15 protein-coding genes are annotated in these 18,246 nt (G+C 62.2%); 9 read left to right on the forward strand and 6 right to left on the reverse strand.

Annotation, left to right across the window (positions count from 1 at the left end):
• Positions 1-62: 62 nt before the first annotated feature.
• Complete coding sequence (locus V6M90_RS23945; protein ID WP_332847246.1) at positions 63-2,963, reverse strand: aminotransferase; 2,901 nt, start codon at positions 2,961-2,963, stop codon at positions 63-65.
• 144 nt (positions 2,964-3,107) lie between these two features.
• On the opposite strand from V6M90_RS23945, the gene rfbB reads away from it, so the two are divergent.
• The 4 genes from rfbB (at position 3,108) to V6M90_RS23965 (ending at position 7,970) form a co-directional block, all read left to right on the forward strand.
• Positions 3,108-4,190: a dTDP-glucose 4,6-dehydratase gene (gene rfbB / locus V6M90_RS23950; RefSeq protein ID WP_332847247.1), complete on the forward strand. Its 1,083-nt coding sequence runs from the start codon at positions 3,108-3,110 to the stop codon at positions 4,188-4,190.
• Positions 4,191-4,306: 116 nt separating this feature from the next.
• The gene (locus V6M90_RS23955) at positions 4,307-6,115 is read left to right on the forward strand and encodes a sensor histidine kinase (RefSeq protein ID WP_141064615.1); all 1,809 of its coding nucleotides are present in this window, start codon (positions 4,307-4,309) and stop codon (positions 6,113-6,115) included.
• Entirely contained in the window at positions 6,112-7,488 is a 1,377-nt protein-coding gene (locus V6M90_RS23960) for a sigma-54-dependent transcriptional regulator (RefSeq protein WP_003171050.1), read from the forward strand. The genes V6M90_RS23955 and V6M90_RS23960 overlap by 4 nt, the downstream gene beginning before the upstream one ends.
• Before the next feature lie 26 nt (positions 7,489-7,514).
• Positions 7,515-7,970 carry a YiiD C-terminal domain-containing protein gene (locus V6M90_RS23965; protein WP_141064616.1) on the forward strand — a complete coding sequence of 152 codons (456 nt, stop codon included), beginning with the start codon at positions 7,515-7,517 and terminating at the stop codon, positions 7,968-7,970.
• 61 nt (positions 7,971-8,031) lie between these two features.
• Here V6M90_RS23965 and cysQ read toward each other — a convergent pair whose 3' ends face one another.
• Positions 8,032-8,868: a 3'(2'),5'-bisphosphate nucleotidase CysQ gene (gene cysQ, locus V6M90_RS23970; RefSeq protein WP_305428244.1), complete on the reverse strand. Its 837-nt coding sequence runs from the start codon at positions 8,866-8,868 to the stop codon at positions 8,032-8,034.
• The gene (gene nudE / locus V6M90_RS23975; RefSeq protein ID WP_003171047.1) at positions 8,865-9,431 is read right to left on the reverse strand and encodes an ADP compounds hydrolase NudE; all 567 of its coding nucleotides are present in this window, start codon (positions 9,429-9,431) and stop codon (positions 8,865-8,867) included. Before nudE ends, cysQ begins: the two co-directional genes overlap by 4 nt.
• An 87-nt stretch (positions 9,432-9,518) precedes the next feature.
• On the opposite strand from nudE, the gene yrfG reads away from it, so the two are divergent.
• The gene (yrfG, locus tag V6M90_RS23980; RefSeq protein ID WP_003171045.1) at positions 9,519-10,181 is read left to right on the forward strand and encodes a GMP/IMP nucleotidase; all 663 of its coding nucleotides are present in this window, start codon (positions 9,519-9,521) and stop codon (positions 10,179-10,181) included.
• Between the two features lie 107 nt (positions 10,182-10,288).
• On the opposite strand, the gene lysM is transcribed toward yrfG, so the two are convergent.
• Complete coding sequence (gene lysM / locus V6M90_RS23985; RefSeq protein ID WP_003171044.1) at positions 10,289-10,729, reverse strand: peptidoglycan-binding protein LysM; 441 nt, start codon at positions 10,727-10,729, stop codon at positions 10,289-10,291.
• A 132-nt stretch (positions 10,730-10,861) separates the two neighbouring features.
• Here lysM and V6M90_RS23990 point away from each other — a divergent pair, with 132 nt between their 5' ends.
• The 4 genes from V6M90_RS23990 to V6M90_RS24005 all read left to right on the forward strand — a co-directional run bounded on the left by V6M90_RS23990 (position 10,862) and on the right by V6M90_RS24005 (position 15,721).
• On the forward strand, positions 10,862-11,749 hold the full coding sequence (locus tag V6M90_RS23990) for a LysR family transcriptional regulator (RefSeq protein WP_141064618.1): 888 nt from the start codon (positions 10,862-10,864) through the stop codon (positions 11,747-11,749).
• Positions 11,750-11,846: 97 nt separating this feature from the next.
• Positions 11,847-12,686 carry a formate dehydrogenase accessory sulfurtransferase FdhD gene (gene fdhD, locus V6M90_RS23995; RefSeq protein ID WP_003171041.1) on the forward strand — a complete coding sequence of 280 codons (840 nt, stop codon included), beginning with the start codon at positions 11,847-11,849 and terminating at the stop codon, positions 12,684-12,686.
• Positions 12,683-15,031, forward strand: coding sequence for an FdhF/YdeP family oxidoreductase (locus V6M90_RS24000; protein WP_003171040.1), 2,349 nt, complete (start codon positions 12,683-12,685; stop codon positions 15,029-15,031). Before fdhD ends, V6M90_RS24000 begins: the two co-directional genes overlap by 4 nt.
• A 207-nt stretch (positions 15,032-15,238) precedes the next feature.
• Positions 15,239-15,721, forward strand: a complete 483-nt coding sequence (locus V6M90_RS24005; RefSeq protein ID WP_003171039.1) for a glycine zipper domain-containing protein — start codon at positions 15,239-15,241, stop codon at positions 15,719-15,721.
• Between the two features lie 110 nt (positions 15,722-15,831).
• Here V6M90_RS24005 and V6M90_RS24010 read toward each other — a convergent pair whose 3' ends face one another.
• The gene (locus V6M90_RS24010) at positions 15,832-16,263 is read right to left on the reverse strand and encodes an acyl-CoA thioesterase (RefSeq protein WP_003171038.1); all 432 of its coding nucleotides are present in this window, start codon (positions 16,261-16,263) and stop codon (positions 15,832-15,834) included.
• Between the two features lie 23 nt (positions 16,264-16,286).
• Positions 16,287-18,224, reverse strand: coding sequence for a RecQ family ATP-dependent DNA helicase (locus V6M90_RS24015; protein ID WP_003171037.1), 1,938 nt, complete (start codon positions 18,222-18,224; stop codon positions 16,287-16,289).
• Between the last annotated feature and the right edge of the window lie 22 nt (positions 18,225-18,246).

Consider the following 18,246-nt stretch of genomic DNA (forward strand, 5'->3'; position numbering starts at 1 on the left):
AATAGCGATCAAAGAGCATGATCGATAAATATGACAAGTCGTAACCGATAACAATCGATTAATCACAACTGTTCGTCCAGCACCTTCGACAGCATGTCGACGAAGAAATCCACACTGCGTTTGGAGGTCACCATCGGCGGCTTGATCTTGAGGATGTTCAGGTAATCGCCAGTGGGCTGCATGAAAATGCCCAGCTCGCGCAAACGGTCGCACAGCCGTGTGGTTTCTTCGGTGGCGGGCTCCAGGGTTTGCCTATCGCGCACCAGCTCCAGTCCCAGATAGAAACCCGAACCGTGTACGGCCCCCACCAAGGGGTGACGGTCAATCAATGCCTCCAGGCGCGCCTTGAAATGTCCGCCCACCACTTGGGCGTTTTCCCACAGTTTCTCTTCCTCCATGACATCCAGCACCGCCATGCCGATGCGGCAACTGACCGGGCTGCCCCCTGACGACGAGAAGAAGTAACCCTCGGCTTCCAGCGCTTCGGCGATTTCGCGGCGGGTAATCACGGCACCCAGTGGCTGACCGTTGCCCATGCCTTTGGCCATGGTGATGATGTCGGGCACTACGCCCTGCTCCTCGAAGCCCCAGAAGAAATGGCCCATGCGGCCGTAGCCCACCTGCACTTCATCGGCGATGCACACGCCGCCTTGTGCACGGACCAGGCCATACACCTGCTGCAGATAGCCGGGCGGCAGGGAGATTCCGCCAGCATTGCCATACACCGGCTCGCAGATGAACCCCGCCAGTTGGCGTTTACTTGCGGCGATTTTCGCCAGGTTGTGCTCCACGCTTCTTACGTAGTCCGGCGCGCTGTCCTGCCCGCGAAACTCACCGCGATAGGTATTCGGCGCCGTCACCGGGTGTACCCACTCGGGGCGGCTGCTCAGCGCCTGGGGGTTGTCGGCAATCGAGGTGGACACCGCATCCGCCGCCACCGACCAGCCGTGGTAGGCCTCCAGCACACTGAGCATGTCGCGCCCGCCGCTGTAGGCCCAGGCCAGGCGGATGGCCAAGTCATTGGCCTCGGTGCCGCTGTTGACCAGAAACACCCGGTCCATGCCCTTCGGCGCCAGCGCCAGCAGCCGTTCGGAAAATTCGGCAATCGCCGCGTAGTGGAACCGCGAGTTGGTGTTGAGCAGCGACCACTGCCGCGCCGCCACCGCCGCCATGCGCGGGTGACCATGGCCCAAGACCGCGACGTTGTTGAGCATGTCCAGGTAGGAACGGCCCTGCATGTCGATCAGGTGGTTGCGCCAGCCACGCTCGATGCGCGGCGGGTCGACGTAATAGTGCTTCTGTGAACGGGCGAAACTGGCGTCCCGGCGAGCCAGTAAGGCCGCGGGGTCCAACTCGGGTTCGGCATCACAGGCCAGCCCGAGCAAAGCGGCGGGCGATGGGCACAGGGTTTGCCAGGCCAACGCGCGAGACGGCGTGCAAAACAGCGGGGGTTCCAGGTCGGCACGGCACAATTGCACGATCAGCGGGGCGTGCACCTCACCCAACACCTGCCCTTTGACCAGAAAAGAGCCAGGATTCAATCGGGTGTTCACCCCCCACAAACGCACACTCGCCTCGGCGCCCTGCACACTGACCAGGCCGTCGGCGGCCTGGCGCAATGTCCCGGCAAAAGGCGCTTCCACCACGGTGCCATGGGGTAAATGCAGCTCAACATGCAGCGCGAACGTGTCCGGCTCGTCGGCACTGTCCGGTCGGGTGCGTGACAGTCGGTATTGGCCATAACGACTGGCCGCCAACCCATGCACCGCCGCCGCTTCATCCAGCAACTGGCGATCGATGCCGGGAGCCTCCCAGTTGCCCGCCTCGAAATGCGGGCTGAGCACCCCCAGGTCGATCAACGCAAATGTCTGCCCCACCAGTCCCGGCAGCAAGGGCGCGAAGTCCTGGCTGGCCATCGGCACCGGCACTTCGCCGACACCGCTGAGGATCGCAGCCTCCATCAGCTCGAATGGCACCGACGTCGCGACCTGGAAGATTTCCCACTCATGCTCGGCGTTTTTCAGCAGGTAGGTGCTGTGCGGGTCCAGGCGTTGCTGCTGTTCGCTGCTCAATACCAGCACCGCCGCACGCGCCACGACCAGCGGCCACAGCGCCAGCAACTCTTCACGCTGCAACGGGGTAACAGCGTGGCACGCCTGGATCGCCGGCAAGATGGCAAAGGGGTCGCCCTCGGCATGGTGCAACAGCGCGGCGCAGGTCACCGACAGGTCGGCAATGCGCCAGGTGTGTACCAGGTCGCCAAAATCAATCACGCCCTGAATCTGCCAATGCCGCTGGGCATCGCGCTGCCACACCACATTGTCATCGGTGATATCCATGTGCACCGCCTGCCAGGGCAGGCGCTCGGCCAAGGGGCGGATGCGTGTCGCGACCTGCTCGGCGACCTGCTCCAGCGCGTCTCGATGGGGCAGGTTTTCCAAGGTCGCCAACAAATGAGTGATCAGCTCCCCCGCATGGCGCGGGTCCCATTGCAGGGTCCGGTCCAGGCCAGGGTGGGTGAACTCAGCCAGCGCCCGGCTCATGCGCCCGCACAGCTCGCCAAAGCCCGCGATCACGTCGCGTCCCAGATGCGGCAGATGGGTCAATGGCTGCCCGTCGATATAATCCAGCACCCGCAGGTGCAAGGTTTGGCCGTCGACCGTCAGGGTCAGCAACTCTTCGCCCGCCAGGGATTCGATCACCCTCGGCACGCGCACCGCCCGCAAGTGCTTAAGCGCGGCATGCTGGGCCTGCAACTCCAGCGCTGCATAGTCACCGTGGCAGATTTTCAGTACAAACCGACCGCGAGGGCTGTCGACTTTGTAGTTGAGGTCTTGCTGGCTGCCCAGAGACTGCAACGTGCCGGCGAGGCCGTAATGCTGTTCGAGAAGTTGAGCCGCCTGATCGGGGCCTACGTACGGGCAGGGTAGACTGGCGCGGTGGATCAACGTGGCGAGCGGCATGGGGGTGGCCTCGGTTTTTTAGGTGTGTATATCGCCATTGTTCGGGGGGCTTGCGCAACCCCCCTCACATCCACACCCACCCGCTCCCCCAACACAGGCTATGCTCCCCTCGCTAAGCGTCCGGTTACGAAAGAGGCCCCCGACATGCGCATTTTGATCACCGGTGGCGCCGGTTTTATCGGTTCTGCGTTGATACGCCATCTGATTCAACACACCGAGCACGAAGTGCTCAACCTGGACAAACTCACCTACGCCGGCAATCTGGAATCGCTGGCCAGTATCGCGTCCAACAGCCGCTATGAGTTCGTCCAAGCCGACATCATCGACCAGGCGACTGTGAGCGCCGTGCTGGCGCGCTTCGAGCCCGATGCCATCATGCACCTGGCTGCCGAGTCCCATGTCGACCGTTCGATTGACGGTCCATCGGACTTTGTCCAGACCAATATCGTCGGCACCTACAGCCTGCTGGAGGCCGCCCGAGGCTACTGGCAGCAACTGGCCGAACCGGCCAGACGCGCGTTTCGCTTCCACCATATCTCCACCGACGAGGTGTACGGCGACCTGCATGGCGTCGACGACCTGTTCAGCGAAGCCACGCCGTATGCGCCCAGCTCGCCCTACTCGGCCAGTAAAGCCGCGTCCGACCATCTGGTGCGTGCGTGGCGACACACCTACGGCCTGCCAGTGCTGCTGACCCATTGTTCCAACAATTACGGACCGTTCCATTTCCCGGAGAAGCTGATCCCGTTGGTGATTCTCAACGCTCTCGCAGGCAACCCCTTGCCGGTCTACGGTGATGGCTTGCAAGTGCGCGACTGGCTGTACGTCGAAGACCACGCACGGGCACTGCTCAGCGTCGTCACCCAAGGCGTGGTCGGCGAGACCTACAATATCGGCGGCCACAACGAGCAAAAAAACATCGACGTGGTCCGCAGCATCTGTGCGCTGCTCGAAGAGCTGGCGCCACAGCATCCACAGGGCGTGAACACCTACATCGATCTGATCACGTTCGTTAAGGACCGTCCGGGCCACGACCAACGCTATGCGATCGACGCCAGCAAGATCCAACGCGAGCTGGGCTGGGAGCCCATGGAGACGTTTGAAACCGGCCTGCGTAAAACCGTGCAGTGGTACCTCGATAATCTGGAATGGTGTCGCAGGGTCCAGAACGGCAGCTATCAGGGCCAACGATTGGGCAATACCGACATGCGGGATCTGATTGCATGATGCACATCGCCATTGAGCAGATCGGCATGCCGCCAGTTTGCCAACACGCATTGCGCGAGTGTCTTGCCGGGCGGCGCTAGGCATAATGCGCCTGTACCCACAGGCGCACGATTCCCATGACTCCACCCCTTCCGCGAAGACCCCGCTGGCGCAGCCTCGCCCTGCTGGCGTTGTGCCTGGCACCGCTGCTATGGCCGCTGGAGCATTTGGCCGAACGCTATTACCGCAATGAACTGGCCGGGCAGAACCGCCAGACCCTCGACCTGTACGTCGCCAACCTGCTCGGCACGCTGCATCGCTACGAGGTGCTGCCGCAGATCCTCGGCGATTTGCCCGCCCTGCGCACCGCACTGGATGCGCCGCACGTCAGCACCAACCTGGCCAACGCCAACCAGTTGCTCAAGGACGTCGCCGCCCAGGCCGGGGTGGAAGTGATGTACCTGATGGACACCACCGGCAAGACCCTCGCCGCCTCGAACTGGGATAAACAGGACAGCTTCGTCGGGCGCAACTTCTCGTTCCGCCCGTATTTCAGCGAAGCCATGGCCGGGCACCTGGGGCGGTTTTTCGGCCTGGGCACCACCTCGGCCAAGCGTGGTTACTTCTTCGCCGCCGCCGTGCGCAATGGCGACACCATCATCGGCGTGCTGGTGGTCAAGGTCGATCTGGACCACACCGAAAGCCTGTGGGGCAACACACCGGAACAACTGCTGGTCACCGACCACAATGGCGTGGTGATCCTGACCTCGCGCCCGCAATGGCGATTCCGCGCCACCCGTCCACTCACCGCCGAAGAACGCCAGGCCATCATCGCGATCCAGCCGTATCCAACGCGTGACCCACAACCGCTGAGCCTGAGCAGCAGCGCCTGGTTGCGCCAATCCACGGCGATTGCCGAGACCGGCTGGAATGTAGAGATTCTCGCCCCGCAATCCCTGATCAACCGCCCGGTGCGTACCGTGGTGGCGGTGGGTGGGGCGACATTGCTGGTGCTGATGCTGCTGCTCGGCCTGCTGATGCAACGCCGTCGCCACTACCTGGAGCGCATCGCCTTCGAAGCCAAGGCCCGCCGCGAGCTGGAAATGCGCGTCGCCGAACGTACCAGCGACCTGGAAGGCTTGAACCGGCGCCTCAAACAGGAAGTGCTGGAGCGCGAACATGCGCAACAGGAACTGGTGCGCGCCCAGGACGACCTGGTGCAGGCCGGCAAGCTGTCGGCGCTGGGCACCATGTCGGCGAGCATCAGCCACGAACTCAACCAGCCGTTGGCGGCGATTCGCAGCTATGCGGAAAACGCCGAGATCCTGCTCGACCATGAACGCACGGCCGACGCGCGGGGCAATCTCAAGCTGATCAGCGAACTGACCGGGCGCATGGCCTCGATCATCGCCCACCTGCGCGCCTTTGCCCGCCGCGACCGGCATGCGCCGGAGAGCGTGGCGCTGCAACCGGCGCTGGACGATGCGCTGGCGTTGCTGGCCAAGCGGCGACGTTCGATGGAAGTGGAGCTGATCCGCGATCTGCCGGAGGCGACCTTATGGGTGCAAGCCGGGGAAACACGCCTGCGCCAGGTGTTGGGCAACCTGCTGGCCAACGCCCTCGACGCCCTCACCGAGAAAGGACCGCCGCGCAAACTGTGGCTGAGTGCCGAAACCACCGCACAGGGCGTCAACCTGTACATTCGCGACAACGGCCCAGGCTTTTGCATGGAAGCCCTGGGCCGTGCCAGCGAGCCCTTCTACACCACCAAGACGCGCACCCAAGGCCTGGGGCTGGGCCTGGCAATCTGTGAAACGCTGATGCGTGCGTTTGGCGGCGAATTGCTGTTCGCCAACCACAGGGAAGGCGGCGCGCTGTTAACCTTGAAATTGCGTGCCGGCTCGCCGGGCGTCAGTCTGCAACCGTCCGAGGACCGCAGTGTATGAGTATCGATAACCAGATTCAGGTGGTGTTGATCGACGACGATCCACACCTGCGTCAGGCGCTGTGCCAGACCCTGGACCTGGCCGGGCTGAAAGTCCTGCCCCTGGGTGAAGCCAGCGGCCTGACCGCGCGCCTGACGCGGGACTGGCCCGGCGTGGTGGTCAGCGATATCCGCATGCCGGGCATGGATGGCCTGGAGCTGCTCGCCGAACTGCACGGCCAGGACCCGGACCTGCCGGTGCTGCTGATCACCGGCCACGGTGACGTGCCGCTGGCGGTGCAGGCCATGCGCGCCGGCGCCTATGACTTCCTCGAAAAACCCTTTGCCAGCGACGCGCTGCTCGACAGTGTGCGCCGTGCCCTGGCCCTGCGCCGCCTGGTGCTGGACAACCGCAGCCTGCGCCTGGCCCTCAGCGACCGCCAGCAACTGAGCACGCGCCTGGTGGGGCACTCGCCGCAAATGCTGCGCCTGCGCGAGCAGATCGGCGCTCTGGCGGCGACCAAGGCCGATGTGCTGATCCTCGGCGAAACCGGGGCCGGCAAAGAGGTGGTGGCGCGTGCCCTGCACGACCTGTCGAGCCGCCGCAGCGGGCCATTCGTGGCGATCAACGCCGGTGCCTTGGCCGAATCGGTGGTGGAAAGCGAACTGTTCGGCCATGAGCCCGGCGCCTTTACCGGCGCGCAGAAACGCCGCATCGGCAAGTTCGAATTCGCCAACGGCGGCACGTTGTTCCTCGATGAAATCGAAAGCATGAGCCTGGACGTGCAGGTCAAGCTGCTACGCCTGCTGCAGGAGCGCGTGGTGGAGCGCCTGGGCGGCAACCAACTGATCCCGCTGGACATCCGCATCATCGCCGCCACCAAGGAAGACCTGCGCCAGGCGGCGGACCAGGGCCGTTTCCGCGCCGACCTGTATTACCGCCTCAACGTCGCGCCGCTACGTATTCCGCCGCTGCGCGAGCGCGGTGAAGATGCCTTGATGTTGTTCCAGCATTTCGCCGACGAAGCCAGTAGCCGCCACGGCCTGCCGCTGCACGAATTGCAACCTGGGCAACGCGCCTTGCTGCTGCGCCATAGCTGGCCGGGCAATGTGCGCGAGCTGCAAAACGCCGCCGAGCGCTTTGCCCTGGGCCTGGAACTGGCGCTGGACAACACGCCGGACAACCCCGCCAGCGGCGTGCTCATCTCCACACCGGGCGGCTTGAGCGAGCAGGTGGAGCAGTTCGAAAAAAGCCTGATCGCCGCCGAACTGACCCGCCCCCACAGCTCCATGCGCAGCCTCGCCGAAGCCCTCGGCGTACCGCGTAAAACCCTGCACGACAAACTGCGCAAGCACGGCCTCAACTTCGCCAACCAAAGCGCTGACGACGAATGACCCTGCCCACCCACCAAGAGGCCGCCATGAGCCGCGACAGCCGTTACCTGGAATCGATCCTCCACCACGACATCCCCCTCACCCGGGAAATGGGCCTCAAGGTGCTCGATTGGCAGCACGGGCAGCTGCAACTGCATTTACCCCTTGAAGCCAACATCAACCACAAGAGCACCATGTTCGGCGGCAGCCTGTATTGCGGCGCCGTGCTGGCAGGCTGGGGCTGGCTGCACCTGCAACTGCGCGAGGAAGGGATTGAAGACGGGCATATCGTGATCCAGGAGGGGCAGATCAGTTACCCGCTGCCGGTGACTCAAGACGCAACCGCGATTTGCGCCGCGCCGGAGGAAAAGGTGTGGAAGCGTTTTTTGGCGACGTACAAGCGCTATGGCCGGGCGCGGTTGACGCTGGACACGTGGATTGTGAATGAGGGCCATGAGGACCATGCAGTAACCTTCACCGGCCAGTACGTCCTGCACCGCTGAAAGCCATCACACAAAACAAATGTGGGAGCAAGCCCCTCCCACATTTTGATCTGCTGAGGGGTTAAGACCGAGCCAGGGCCAACAACCGCTCACGCCATGCCGCCTTAGCCGGCAACGCCAGAAAGAACGGGTTCAACAACGACGCCCGCGCCGGGTAACTGAACGGCTCGCCACTCAACTCCAGCACCTCGCCGCCCGCGCCTTCCAGCACGCCCTGGGCCGCTGCGGTGTCCCACTGCGAAGTCGGCGCCAGGCGCGGGTAGCAATCGGCGCTGCCCTCGGCCAGCAGGCAGAACTTCAACGAACTGCCGATATTTGCCAGCTTCAACTCACCCAACCCCGCGCTCAAACCGTTCAACAGGCTTTCCTGCTCAGGGCTGGTGTGTCGACGGCTGGCAACCACGGTAAACGCCTCACCGGCCGCCGGTGCCTCGCGCACCTGGATCTGCCGAGGCGCTTCGTTCACATCGGAGCGCCATGCGCCCAACCCCGCGCCACCGAAATAGCAACGGCCACTGGTAGGCATCGACACCACGCCGAACACCACCCGCCCGTGCTCGATCAGGGCGATATTGACGGTGAACTCTTCACTGCCGCTGATGAACTCCTTGGTGCCATCCAATGGGTCCACCAGCCACCAGCGCGTCCAACCGGCGCGCACGCTCTGGTCGATATCGGCATCTTCCTCGGACAGTACCGGGATGCTCGGTTCCAGGGCCGTGAGGCCCGCGAGAATCAGGTGGTGAGCGGCCATGTCCGCTGCCGTCACCGGGGAATCATCGGCCTTGGAGGTCACGGCCACATCGACACGCCAGTACGGCAGGATCACTTCACCGGCCTTGCGAGCCAGCTCGATCACAGGGGCGATAAACGGGTGGCCTAAAAACAGTTCGCTCATGCGACAAACGCTCCACGCTGGGTCAACAGGTCTCGTACCAGGTACAACGCCGCCAGGGCGCGACCTTCACTGAATTGCTCGTTTTGCGCCAACTGCGACAGCTCGCGCAGGTTGACCTTGTCCACGCGCATCGGCTCAGGCTCATCGCCTTCCAAGCGTTCTTCGTAGAGATCGGTGGCCAAAACCACCTGAATTTTCTGGCTCATGTAACCGGGCGACAACGACAGTTCGGTAATGTGCTCCAACTGCCGCGCGCCATAGCCGGCCTCTTCCTTGAGCTCCCGGTCCGCGGCGGCCAGCACGTCTTCGCCGGGTTCGATCAGGCCCTTGGGCAAGGACACCTCATATTCGTCGGTGCCGCCGCAATACTCTTCCACCAGCAGGGCATGATCTTCGTCGATCATCGCCACGATCATCACCGCGCCGTAACCGGCACCCCGGCCCACCAGGCGCTCGTAGGTCCGTTCGACGCCATTGGAAAAGCGCAATTGCACTTCCTCCACGCGGAACAAACGGCTACTGGCGACTATTTCGCGGGCGAGGACGGTGGGTTTCTGGCGCATAAGCGGCTCCTTGGCGTGATCGGGTTACTATACCGTGGCTTTTCCGATTGTCTGTGTCGGATATCTTTACTTACGTGAGAACGCCCCATGCCCTCTTTGCCCTGGCACGCCATCGACACCGTCCTGCTGGACATGGACGGCACCCTGCTCGACCTGCATTACGACAACCACTTCTGGATGGAGCACCTGCCCCAGCGCTACGCCGAACTGCACGGCGTAAGCCGGACCATGGCCGAGATGGAGCTGCTGCCACTGTTCGAGCGTAACGCCGGACAGTTGCAATGGTATTGCCTGGATTTCTGGAGTGCGGAACTGAAGATCCCGGTGCGCGAGCTGAAGCTGGAAACCGCCCACCTGATCGCCCTGCGCCCGGATGCCGATACCTTTCTGGCGGCAATCAAGCAGGCCGGCAAACGGGTGATCCTGATCACCAACGCCCATCGTGACTCGCTTTCGCTGAAGATGGAGCGCATTGAACTGGCGCCGTATTTCGAGCGGCTGATCAGCTCCCACGACTACGGTTTTGCCAAGGAAAACCCGCAATTCTGGGATGCCCTGCAAGCCGATACCGGCTTCGACCCGTCGCGCAGCCTGTTTATCGATGACACCCTGCCGATTTTGCGCAGTGCGCGGGATTTTGGCGTGGGGCATTTGCTCGCGGTGAAAGAGCCGGATAGCAAAAAGGGGCCCAAAGACACGGCTGAGTTTGCAGCCGTCGATGACTACCGAGACCTCATTGCCGGACTCTGAACCATGTGGGAGGGGGCTTGCTCCGATGGCGGAGTGTCAGTCACTGAATGTGTATCTGACACTCCGCCATCGGGAGCAAGCCCCCTCCCACATTTTGCCCTGCGTTTTTACTCAGGAATGCGCAGCGTCTGCCCTGGGTAGATTTTGTCCGGATGCGACAGCAACGGTTTGTTGGCCTCGAAGATTTTGTTGTACTGGTTGGCAGTGCCATACACCGCCAGGGAAATCGCGCTCAGCGTGTCGCCCTTTTTCACTACGACGAAACGGGCAGCGGCAACGGCCGGGCCGGTTACGGTGATCTGGTCATCCACACTGGCCACGCCTTGGATGTTACCCAGCGCCAGCAAAATCTTCTCTTTCTCTTCCTGGCTGGCGACTTCACCGGTTACGGTCACCTTGTCGCCATCCACCGTGGTCTGCACATTCGGATTCCCCAGACCGACTTTGGCCACGTGCTCCTTCAACTGCTCACTGGCATTCGCATTACCCGGCGTCAACAGGTCGATCAACTTCTCGCCGGCTTCCTTAACAAAACTAAAAAGACTCATGGTGCACGCTCCTTGGTATTTAAGTTCCAGATGCCCAAGACTAGACCAATCCCACACAATTGGGTTCCAGACCGGCCCAAGACCCAAACGCGCTAGAATCCCACCGCCATTGGAATAAGCCCTGGAGCGAAGATGGACATCAAACAGCTGAAATTCCTCATCGCCCTCGACGAAACCCGTCACTTCGGCCAGGCCGCGGCGCGTTGCCATATCACCCAACCGACCCTGTCGATGCGCCTGCGCAGTCTGGAAGAAGAGCTGGACTTGCCTCTGGTCAATCGCGGCCAGCGCTTCGAAGGCTTCACCGCCCCTGGCGAGCGCGTGCTGGCCTGGGCGCGCACGGTGCTGGCGGCCTATGACGGCTTGCAGGCCGAAGCCGCTGCCTGTCGCGGTAACCTGGTCGGTACGTTGCGCCTGGGCGTAGTGCCACTGTCGAGTTTTGATCCGTTGGCGTTGATGCAACAATTGCATAAAGAGCACCCGAGCCTGCGCTTCGAGCTGTCGGCCCTCAGCTCGGAACAGATTCTTGAGCAATTGGCGAGCAATCGCCTGGACCTGGGCGTGTCATACCTGGAGCGCCTGGACAACGAACGCTTCGACTCGCTGGCCCTGGGTGAAACCCGCATGGGCCTGCTCTACGATCAACGTTTTTTCAGCTTCGGCGACACGCCGTTGAGCTGGGAGGCGCTGATCGAACTGCCCCTGGGCATGCTCACCAGCGGCATGCATTTTCGCCAGTCCATCGACCACAACTTCCACAGCCGTGGGCTCCATCCGCAACCGCTGCTGCAAACCGATGCCGTCCATCAGTTATTACAAGCCGTACACGGCGGCCTCTGCTGCGCGGTGATGCCGTTGGACGGTGGCCTGGAAGCGCTCACCGAACACCTGCGCCTGCAACCGATCGAAGACGCTCACACCCTGGCGCGCCTGGGGCTGATCATGCGTCGCAGCGCACCCCGTTCGGCGTTGGCCGAGGCCTGTTTCGCGCTGTATCAGAAATTGCACATCGAGCCTTGATCGACGTCATCTATCGGTAGATCAGTACTGGCAATTAGACGCGACGCTTTGTCGCGCCTAGTCTAAACACTGATCAATCCGCCGGTGGTACTGCCTCATGAACGCCAAGCGCCCTGTCTGCGCGGCGCCCGCTCTCCAAATGCCCGCGCCCGCCGCCAGCCAGAGCTACCAGTATTGCAATCTCGAACACACGGATGTCGGCAGCACTGCGCTGGCCGAAGAAGTGGCGTTGGCCATTGCCTATAACGACATCAGTCAGGCAGTCATGCTGGTGACGCCGACGGACCTGGAAGACTTTGTCGTCGGTTTCAGCATCGGCAGCGGCATCATCGCCGACGTCAGCGATATTTATGACCTGAAACTCAGCGGCTCGGGCTCTGCCCAGCAGGCTCAGGTGCAGATTTCCAGTCGCGCGTTCTGGAACCTCAAGCAACAGCGCCGTCAGTTGGCCGGTACCAGCGGCTGTGGCCTGTGCGGCGTGGAAGCGGTGGAGCAGGCCCTGCCGGATCTTCAGGCACTGCCCGGCGCGCCCTTGCCGCCGGCCGAATGGCTCGATGGCCTGCGCCAACGCATCGGCGCGTTCCAGCCCTTGGGCCAGTACAGCGGCGCGGTGCATGCGGCAGTGTTTATGAACCACCGGGGCGAATTGCTGCTGGGCCGCGAAGACATCGGCCGGCACAACGCCCTGGATAAATTGATCGGTGCGCTGATCCGCCAAAAGATCCCCACCGAAGGTGGCTTGGCGATTGTCACCAGCCGTTGCAGCCTCGAATTGATCCAGAAAGTCCTGCGCGCGGGCATCCAGACCCTGGTCAGCCTGTCGTCGCCCACAGGCCTGGCCCTGCAATGGGCCCGCCGGCACAACCTCAATCTCATCCACCTGCCGCAAAAAAGTGCGCCGCGGGTCTACAGCCCTGCGATGGAGAACCAGCCGTGAGCAATCATCATCAAGCCGACCAAACCCCGACCCCGCGCTACAAGCCTTACAAAGGCCCGGCCGGCGGCTGGGGCGCACTGATCAGCGTGGCACAGGCCTGGCTGACCAGCGACAACGCGCTGAAAAACCTGCGCATGATGCTCAAGACCAACCAGAACGGCGGCTTCGATTGCCCAGGCTGCGCCTGGGGTGACTCGCCGGAAAGCGGCATGGTCAAGTTCTGTGAAAACGGCGCCAAGGCGGTCAACTGGGAAGCCACCAAGCGCCGTGTGGACGCTGCGTTTTTCGCCAAGCACAGCGTGACCGCGTTGCTGGAGCAGAGCGATTACTGGCTCGAGTACCAGGGCCGCCTGACCGAACCGATGCGCTACGACGCCGAGACCGACCGCTACACGCCCGTCAGCTGGGAAGCGGCCTTCGACCTGATCGGCAAGCACCTCAACGCCTTGCCAAGCCCGGACATGGCCGAGTTCTACACCTCGGGCCGGGCCAGCAACGAAGCGGCCTATCTGTATCAGCTGTTCGTGCGCGCCTATGGCACCAACAACTTCCCGGATTGCTCGAACATGTGCCACGAGGCCAGCGGCGTGGCCCTGGCGCAGAGCGTGGGCGTCGGTAAAGGCACCGTGACCTTTGATGATTTCGAACACGCCGACGCGATTTTCGTGTGGGGCCAGAACCCTGGGACCAACCATCCGCGCATGCTCGAACCCTTGCGCGAAGCGGTTAAGCGCGGCGCGCAAGTGGTGTGCATCAACCCCTTGAAAGAACGCGGTCTGGAACGCTTCCAGCACCCGCAGCACCCGCTGGAAATGCTCACCAACGGCGACAAGCCGACCAACACCGCCTATTTCCGCCCGGCGCTGGGCGGCGACATGGCCATCCTGCGCGGCATGGCCAAGTTCCTGCTGCTGTGGGAACGCCAGGCCCAGGCCGAAGGCAAGGAAGCGGTGTTCGACCACGACTTCCTCAACGAACACACGGCCAACGTGCTGGATTACCTGGCCAGGATCGACGACACCTCATGGGACGAAATCGTCGAGCAATCCGGCCTGCCGCTGGTGCAGATCGAGCAAGCGGCGCGCATGTACGCCAAAGGCAAGAACGTGATCATGTGCTGGGCGATGGGCATTACCCAGCACCGCCACTCGGTGCCGACCATCCAGGAACTCGCCAACCTGATGCTGCTGCGCGGCAACATCGGCCGCCCGGGCGCCGGCCTGTGCCCGGTGCGTGGCCACAGTAACGTGCAGGGCGATCGCACCATGGGCATCAACGAACGTCCTCCGGTGGCGTTCCTCGACTCGCTGGAACGTCGCTTCCAGTTTCGGGTACCGCGCACCAACGGGCACAACGTGGTCGAAGCGATCCACGCCATGCTTGAAGGGCGCTCCAAGGTGTTTATCGGCCTGGGCGGCAACTTCGCCCAAGCCACGCCGGACAGCACCCGCACCTTCGAGGCGCTGCGCAACTGCGACCTGACCGTGCAGATCAGCACCAAGCTCAATCGCAGCCACCTGACCCACGGTAAAGACGCACTGATTCTGCCGTGCCTTGGCCGTACCGATATCGACATCCAGGCCGAAGGCCCGCAAGCGGTCACGGTGGAAGACTCGTTCAGCATGGTTCACGCCTCCAATGGCCAACTGCAACCGCTGTCCAAGCTAATGAAATCCGAGCCTGCCATCCTCGCCGGTATAGCCGCCGCTACCCTGGGCAGCAAACCGGTGGACTGGAACTGGCTGGTGGCTGACTACGGGCGTATCCGCGACCTGATCGCCGACACCATCCCGGGCTTCAAGGATTTCAACGAAAAGATCAAGCACCCGGGCGGGTTCTATCTGGGTAACTCCGCCGGCGCACGCCGCTGGAATACCCCGTCTGGCCGCGCCAACTTCCGCCCGAACAGCCTGCCCAAGGACCTGATCCACGAGCGGACCCACGCCACAGGCCGTGTGCCGGACCTGATCATGCAATCGATGCGCTCCCACGATCAGTACAACACCACCATTTATGGTCTGGACGATCGCTACCGTGGGGTCAAAGGCCAGCGTGACGTATTGTTCGTCAACGAAGCCGACATCATCCGACTGGGCTTCAAGCCAGGACAAAAGGCCGACATTGTGTCGCTGTGGGAAGACGGCCGTGAGCGCCGCGTCAAGGGCTTTACCTTGCTGGCATTTGATATTCCGGCGGGGCAGGCAGCCGCTTATTACCCGGAAGTGAATCCGCTGGTGCCGCTCGAAAGTACCGGCGATGGCAGCCATACGCCAACCTCGAAATTCGTGGCGATTCGCCTGGAAGCCGCGAGCGAGAGCGGTTTGATCATGTCGCGCTCGGCCTGATCGATCATTTTGGACACAAAAAAAGGCCGCTTTTGCATAAAAGCGGCCGTTCCGAAGAGCTAATGACTCGCAAAAATCACTTAAGTTCCGCAGTTAAAACAGTAACTTAGAGAATTGTGTACAACTCGTGTTACTGGTCGGATTTCTATTGTCAGCATGTCAATACGGCCTCAGGATCGCGCCGTCATCCCCTTGAGGTTTACCTGAATGAAGCTTTCCTCGATTCTCTTGTTGTCCCTTGGCCTGGTCAGTGGCGCAGCCATGGCCGGTGGCACCACCGAAGCCGGTGTAGGCGGCGCATTGGGCGGGGTTCTAGGTTCAGTTGTCGGCCAACAACTGGGCGGCAACACAGGTTCGACCATCGGCGCGGCCCTTGGCGGCGCGGGTGGTAGCGCGGTCGGCGCCGACAAGCGCAGCCGTGGCGAAGCCGCCATTGGCGGCGCACTGGGCGCAGCCGGCGGCAACGTCGTGGGGCGCAGTGTCGGCGGCAGCACCGGCGCACTGGTCGGCTCCGCGGCCGGTGGTGGCGCAGGTGGCGCGCTGGGCAACTACATGGGTAACAAGAGCGACGACGATGACCGCCGTTATCGTGGACGCGACCGTGACGACCGTCGCTACTACCGCGATGACCACCCAGGCCGTGGCCATGCCTACGGGCATCGCAAGAACAAGCATCGTTATCGCGACTGATCCATACGCAGTCTGAAGATCACAGCAGTATCCATGTGGGAGGGGGCAAGTCGAATCGTCGCACCGCCCCTCCCACATTAGTTTTGCAGTATTTTTTTTGGGGGGGCCGGCTACACCACCAACCGCTGCAATGCCTCACGCAACATCCCCGGAATCGTCACCGGCTGGTTCGTCCCCCTGTCCACAAACACATGCACAAAACGCCCCGCCGCACAGGCTTCCTCTTCGCCTGTCTTGAACACCGCCAACTCATACTGCACTGAGCTGTTGCCCAGCTTGCCCACTCGCAAGCCGATTTCAATGCGCTCGGGAAAGGCGATCGACGCGAAGTAATCGCACGCCGAACTCACCACAAATCCCACCACCTCGCCGTCATGAATATCCAGCCCGCCCTGCTCGATCAGGTAGGTATTCACCGCCGTGTCGAAGAAGCTGTAATAGGTGACGTTGTTGACATGGCCGTACACATCATTGTCGTGCCAGCGCGTAATGATCGGCTGGAAGTGAGGGTAATCGGCACGTTGCGGCACGGAGTCAGGCATGTAGACCTCTGGTGAAAGGGAATTTACAGGTCGTTCAAATGGGCCTCGGCCCACTCGCGCACTTCGGCGTAGGGGTAGTCCTCCAGCGCAGCAAAACCCGGAATGCCCCGCGCCTTTAACTTGTTGAACAACGGCACACTGATCCCACCCAGGAACCGCGTCAGCCGTTCCGCGCCGGGCAGTTGGCCGGTGTGCTCATGATGCCTGTGGATAAAATCACCGCACAGCCCCATGAAGTTTTTATCCACAAGCGGCGGCAGACTCGGCGGCGGTGGCAGATGCGCGACGTGCCCGTGGCACACCGAGCAATGTCCGCAGCGCTGCGGTGCGTTCTCATCACCGAAATACCGCGCCAACCGTTGCCCCAGGCACTGTTCAGTGGCAAACAGATCAAGCATGGCGTGAATCCGCGCCACCTCCGTCACCTCGTGCTGCTTGAAGCCTGTGTATAACTCGGCGCTCAGCACCAGTGGATCAAAATCGGTATTCAGCAGGCTGTAGACCTCCGTCATCTGCTTGCTTTCCAGCTCGATCAGGCCCTGCTCCTGGAAGTAATCCAGCGCCTTCACCACGCGGCCGCGCTCGGCATTGTGCTGCTGGTAAAGCGCGTCGAAATCCACCGTCGCCCAGGTTTTCGCGCGCTTGCACACCTGGATAATGGCCGCGACAAACTGCTGCCGCTCACCCGAGAAGCGCGCCAGTAAAGCCTCTGGCTCAATCAGGTACTTGAAGCGGTATTCGGCATAAAACGCATAGCGCGGCGCGATCACGCCCTTGAGTTCCAGTTGCACCAACAGCGTCTTGAGCGGCAACTCACGAATATTGCTGTGGTCCGACAGCGACCTCAGCACAAACTCCCACTGCCCCTCGCTGCGCGCCGCCTGCAAGTCTTCGAGCACGTGGCGGATGCCCTCCTGCTCGGGCGTATCGCCGTAGATGAAGTTCTCCAGCACATTGAGACTGTCGCGGTTGGCCAACACCAGGCAGTCCGAAGGCTGGCCATCACGCCCGGCGCGGCCGATTTCCTGGCTGTAGTTCTCGATGGATTTGGGCAGGTCGAAGTGCACCACATTGCGGATGTCACTCTTGTCGATGCCCATGCCGAACGCGATGGTGGCGACAATGCAATTGGAGCGACCGCCCATGAAGCGCTGCTGGATACCTTCGCGTTTGTCATGGGGCAAACCGGCGTGATAGGCCTCGGCCTGGATGCCGTTGCGATTCAAGTGTTCGGCGATCTGCTCGGCGGTTTTCTGCAGGGTGACGTAAACGATGCTCGGCTGGTTGGCGCGCTCGCTCATCCACTGCACCAGGCGTCGGCGCTTGTCCGCCCCGCTGACCGGCTCGACCAACAGGTTCAGGTTCGGTCGATAGAAACCCGTGGTCACCACATCGTCCGGCGCAATAGCGAACTTGGCCTGCATATCGGCAATCACCTTGGGCGTGGCGGTAGCCGTCAGCAGCAGCGCTTGCGGGATCTTGAACTGGCGTTGGTAGTCCGGCAGTTTCAGGTAGTCCGGACGAAAGTTGTGGCCCCATTCGGAAATACAGTGCGCCTCATCCACCACCAGCAATGAGATCCGCACGCTTTGCAGAAAATTACGAAAGCGCTCGTTCTTCAGGCGCTCCACGGAAATCATCAGGATTTTCAACTCGCCGGAACGGGCGCGAGCCATCACGTCATTGGCCGCCTCGCGACTCTGCGCCGAATCGATGCTGCCCGCCGAGATACCGTGGCGTTGCAAGAAGCCCAACTGGTCCTGCATCAACGCCAACAGTGGCGACACCACCAATGTCAGGTGTGGCAGCAGTACGGCAGACAGTTGATAACACAGGGACTTGCCCGACCCGGTCGGGAAAATCGCGGCCGCCGAACGACCTGCCAGAACGGCGCTGACCGTTTCTTCCTGGCCCAAACGAAACTGTGGATAACCGAAGACCTGCTGGAGGGTGTCGTGCATAGGCTGTCACTCCATTGACCGT

The sequence above is a fragment of the Pseudomonas lactucae genome (genome assembly GCF_036688725.1).
Classification (GTDB): Bacteria; Pseudomonadota; Gammaproteobacteria; order Pseudomonadales; family Pseudomonadaceae; genus Aquipseudomonas; species Aquipseudomonas lactucae.

Bases quoted from the DNA above. Each gene is read 5' to 3' on its own strand.
- fdhD (WP_003171041.1), top strand. From the start codon at position 11,847: ATGAACGCCAAGCGCCCTGTCTGCGCGGCGCCCGCTCTCCAAATGCCC.
- V6M90_RS23945 (WP_332847246.1), bottom strand. From the start codon at position 2,963: ATGCCGCTCGCCACGTTGATCCACCGCGCCAGTCTACCCTGCCCGTAC.
- V6M90_RS23990 (WP_141064618.1), top strand. From the start codon at position 10,862: ATGGACATCAAACAGCTGAAATTCCTCATCGCCCTCGACGAAACCCGT.
- V6M90_RS24010 (WP_003171038.1), bottom strand. From the start codon at position 16,263: ATGCCTGACTCCGTGCCGCAACGTGCCGATTACCCTCACTTCCAGCCG.
- V6M90_RS24005 (WP_003171039.1), top strand. From the start codon at position 15,239: ATGAAGCTTTCCTCGATTCTCTTGTTGTCCCTTGGCCTGGTCAGTGGC.
- V6M90_RS23965 (WP_141064616.1), top strand. From the start codon at position 7,515: ATGAGCCGCGACAGCCGTTACCTGGAATCGATCCTCCACCACGACATC.
- yrfG (WP_003171045.1), top strand. From the start codon at position 9,519: ATGCCCTCTTTGCCCTGGCACGCCATCGACACCGTCCTGCTGGACATG.
- cysQ (WP_305428244.1), bottom strand. From the start codon at position 8,868: ATGAGCGAACTGTTTTTAGGCCACCCGTTTATCGCCCCTGTGATCGAG.
- V6M90_RS24015 (WP_003171037.1), bottom strand. From the start codon at position 18,224: ATGCACGACACCCTCCAGCAGGTCTTCGGTTATCCACAGTTTCGTTTG.
- V6M90_RS23960 (WP_003171050.1), top strand. From the start codon at position 6,112: ATGAGTATCGATAACCAGATTCAGGTGGTGTTGATCGACGACGATCCA.
- nudE (WP_003171047.1), bottom strand. From the start codon at position 9,431: ATGCGCCAGAAACCCACCGTCCTCGCCCGCGAAATAGTCGCCAGTAGC.
- V6M90_RS23955 (WP_141064615.1), top strand. From the start codon at position 4,307: ATGACTCCACCCCTTCCGCGAAGACCCCGCTGGCGCAGCCTCGCCCTG.
- rfbB (WP_332847247.1), top strand. From the start codon at position 3,108: ATGCGCATTTTGATCACCGGTGGCGCCGGTTTTATCGGTTCTGCGTTG.
- lysM (WP_003171044.1), bottom strand. From the start codon at position 10,729: ATGAGTCTTTTTAGTTTTGTTAAGGAAGCCGGCGAGAAGTTGATCGAC.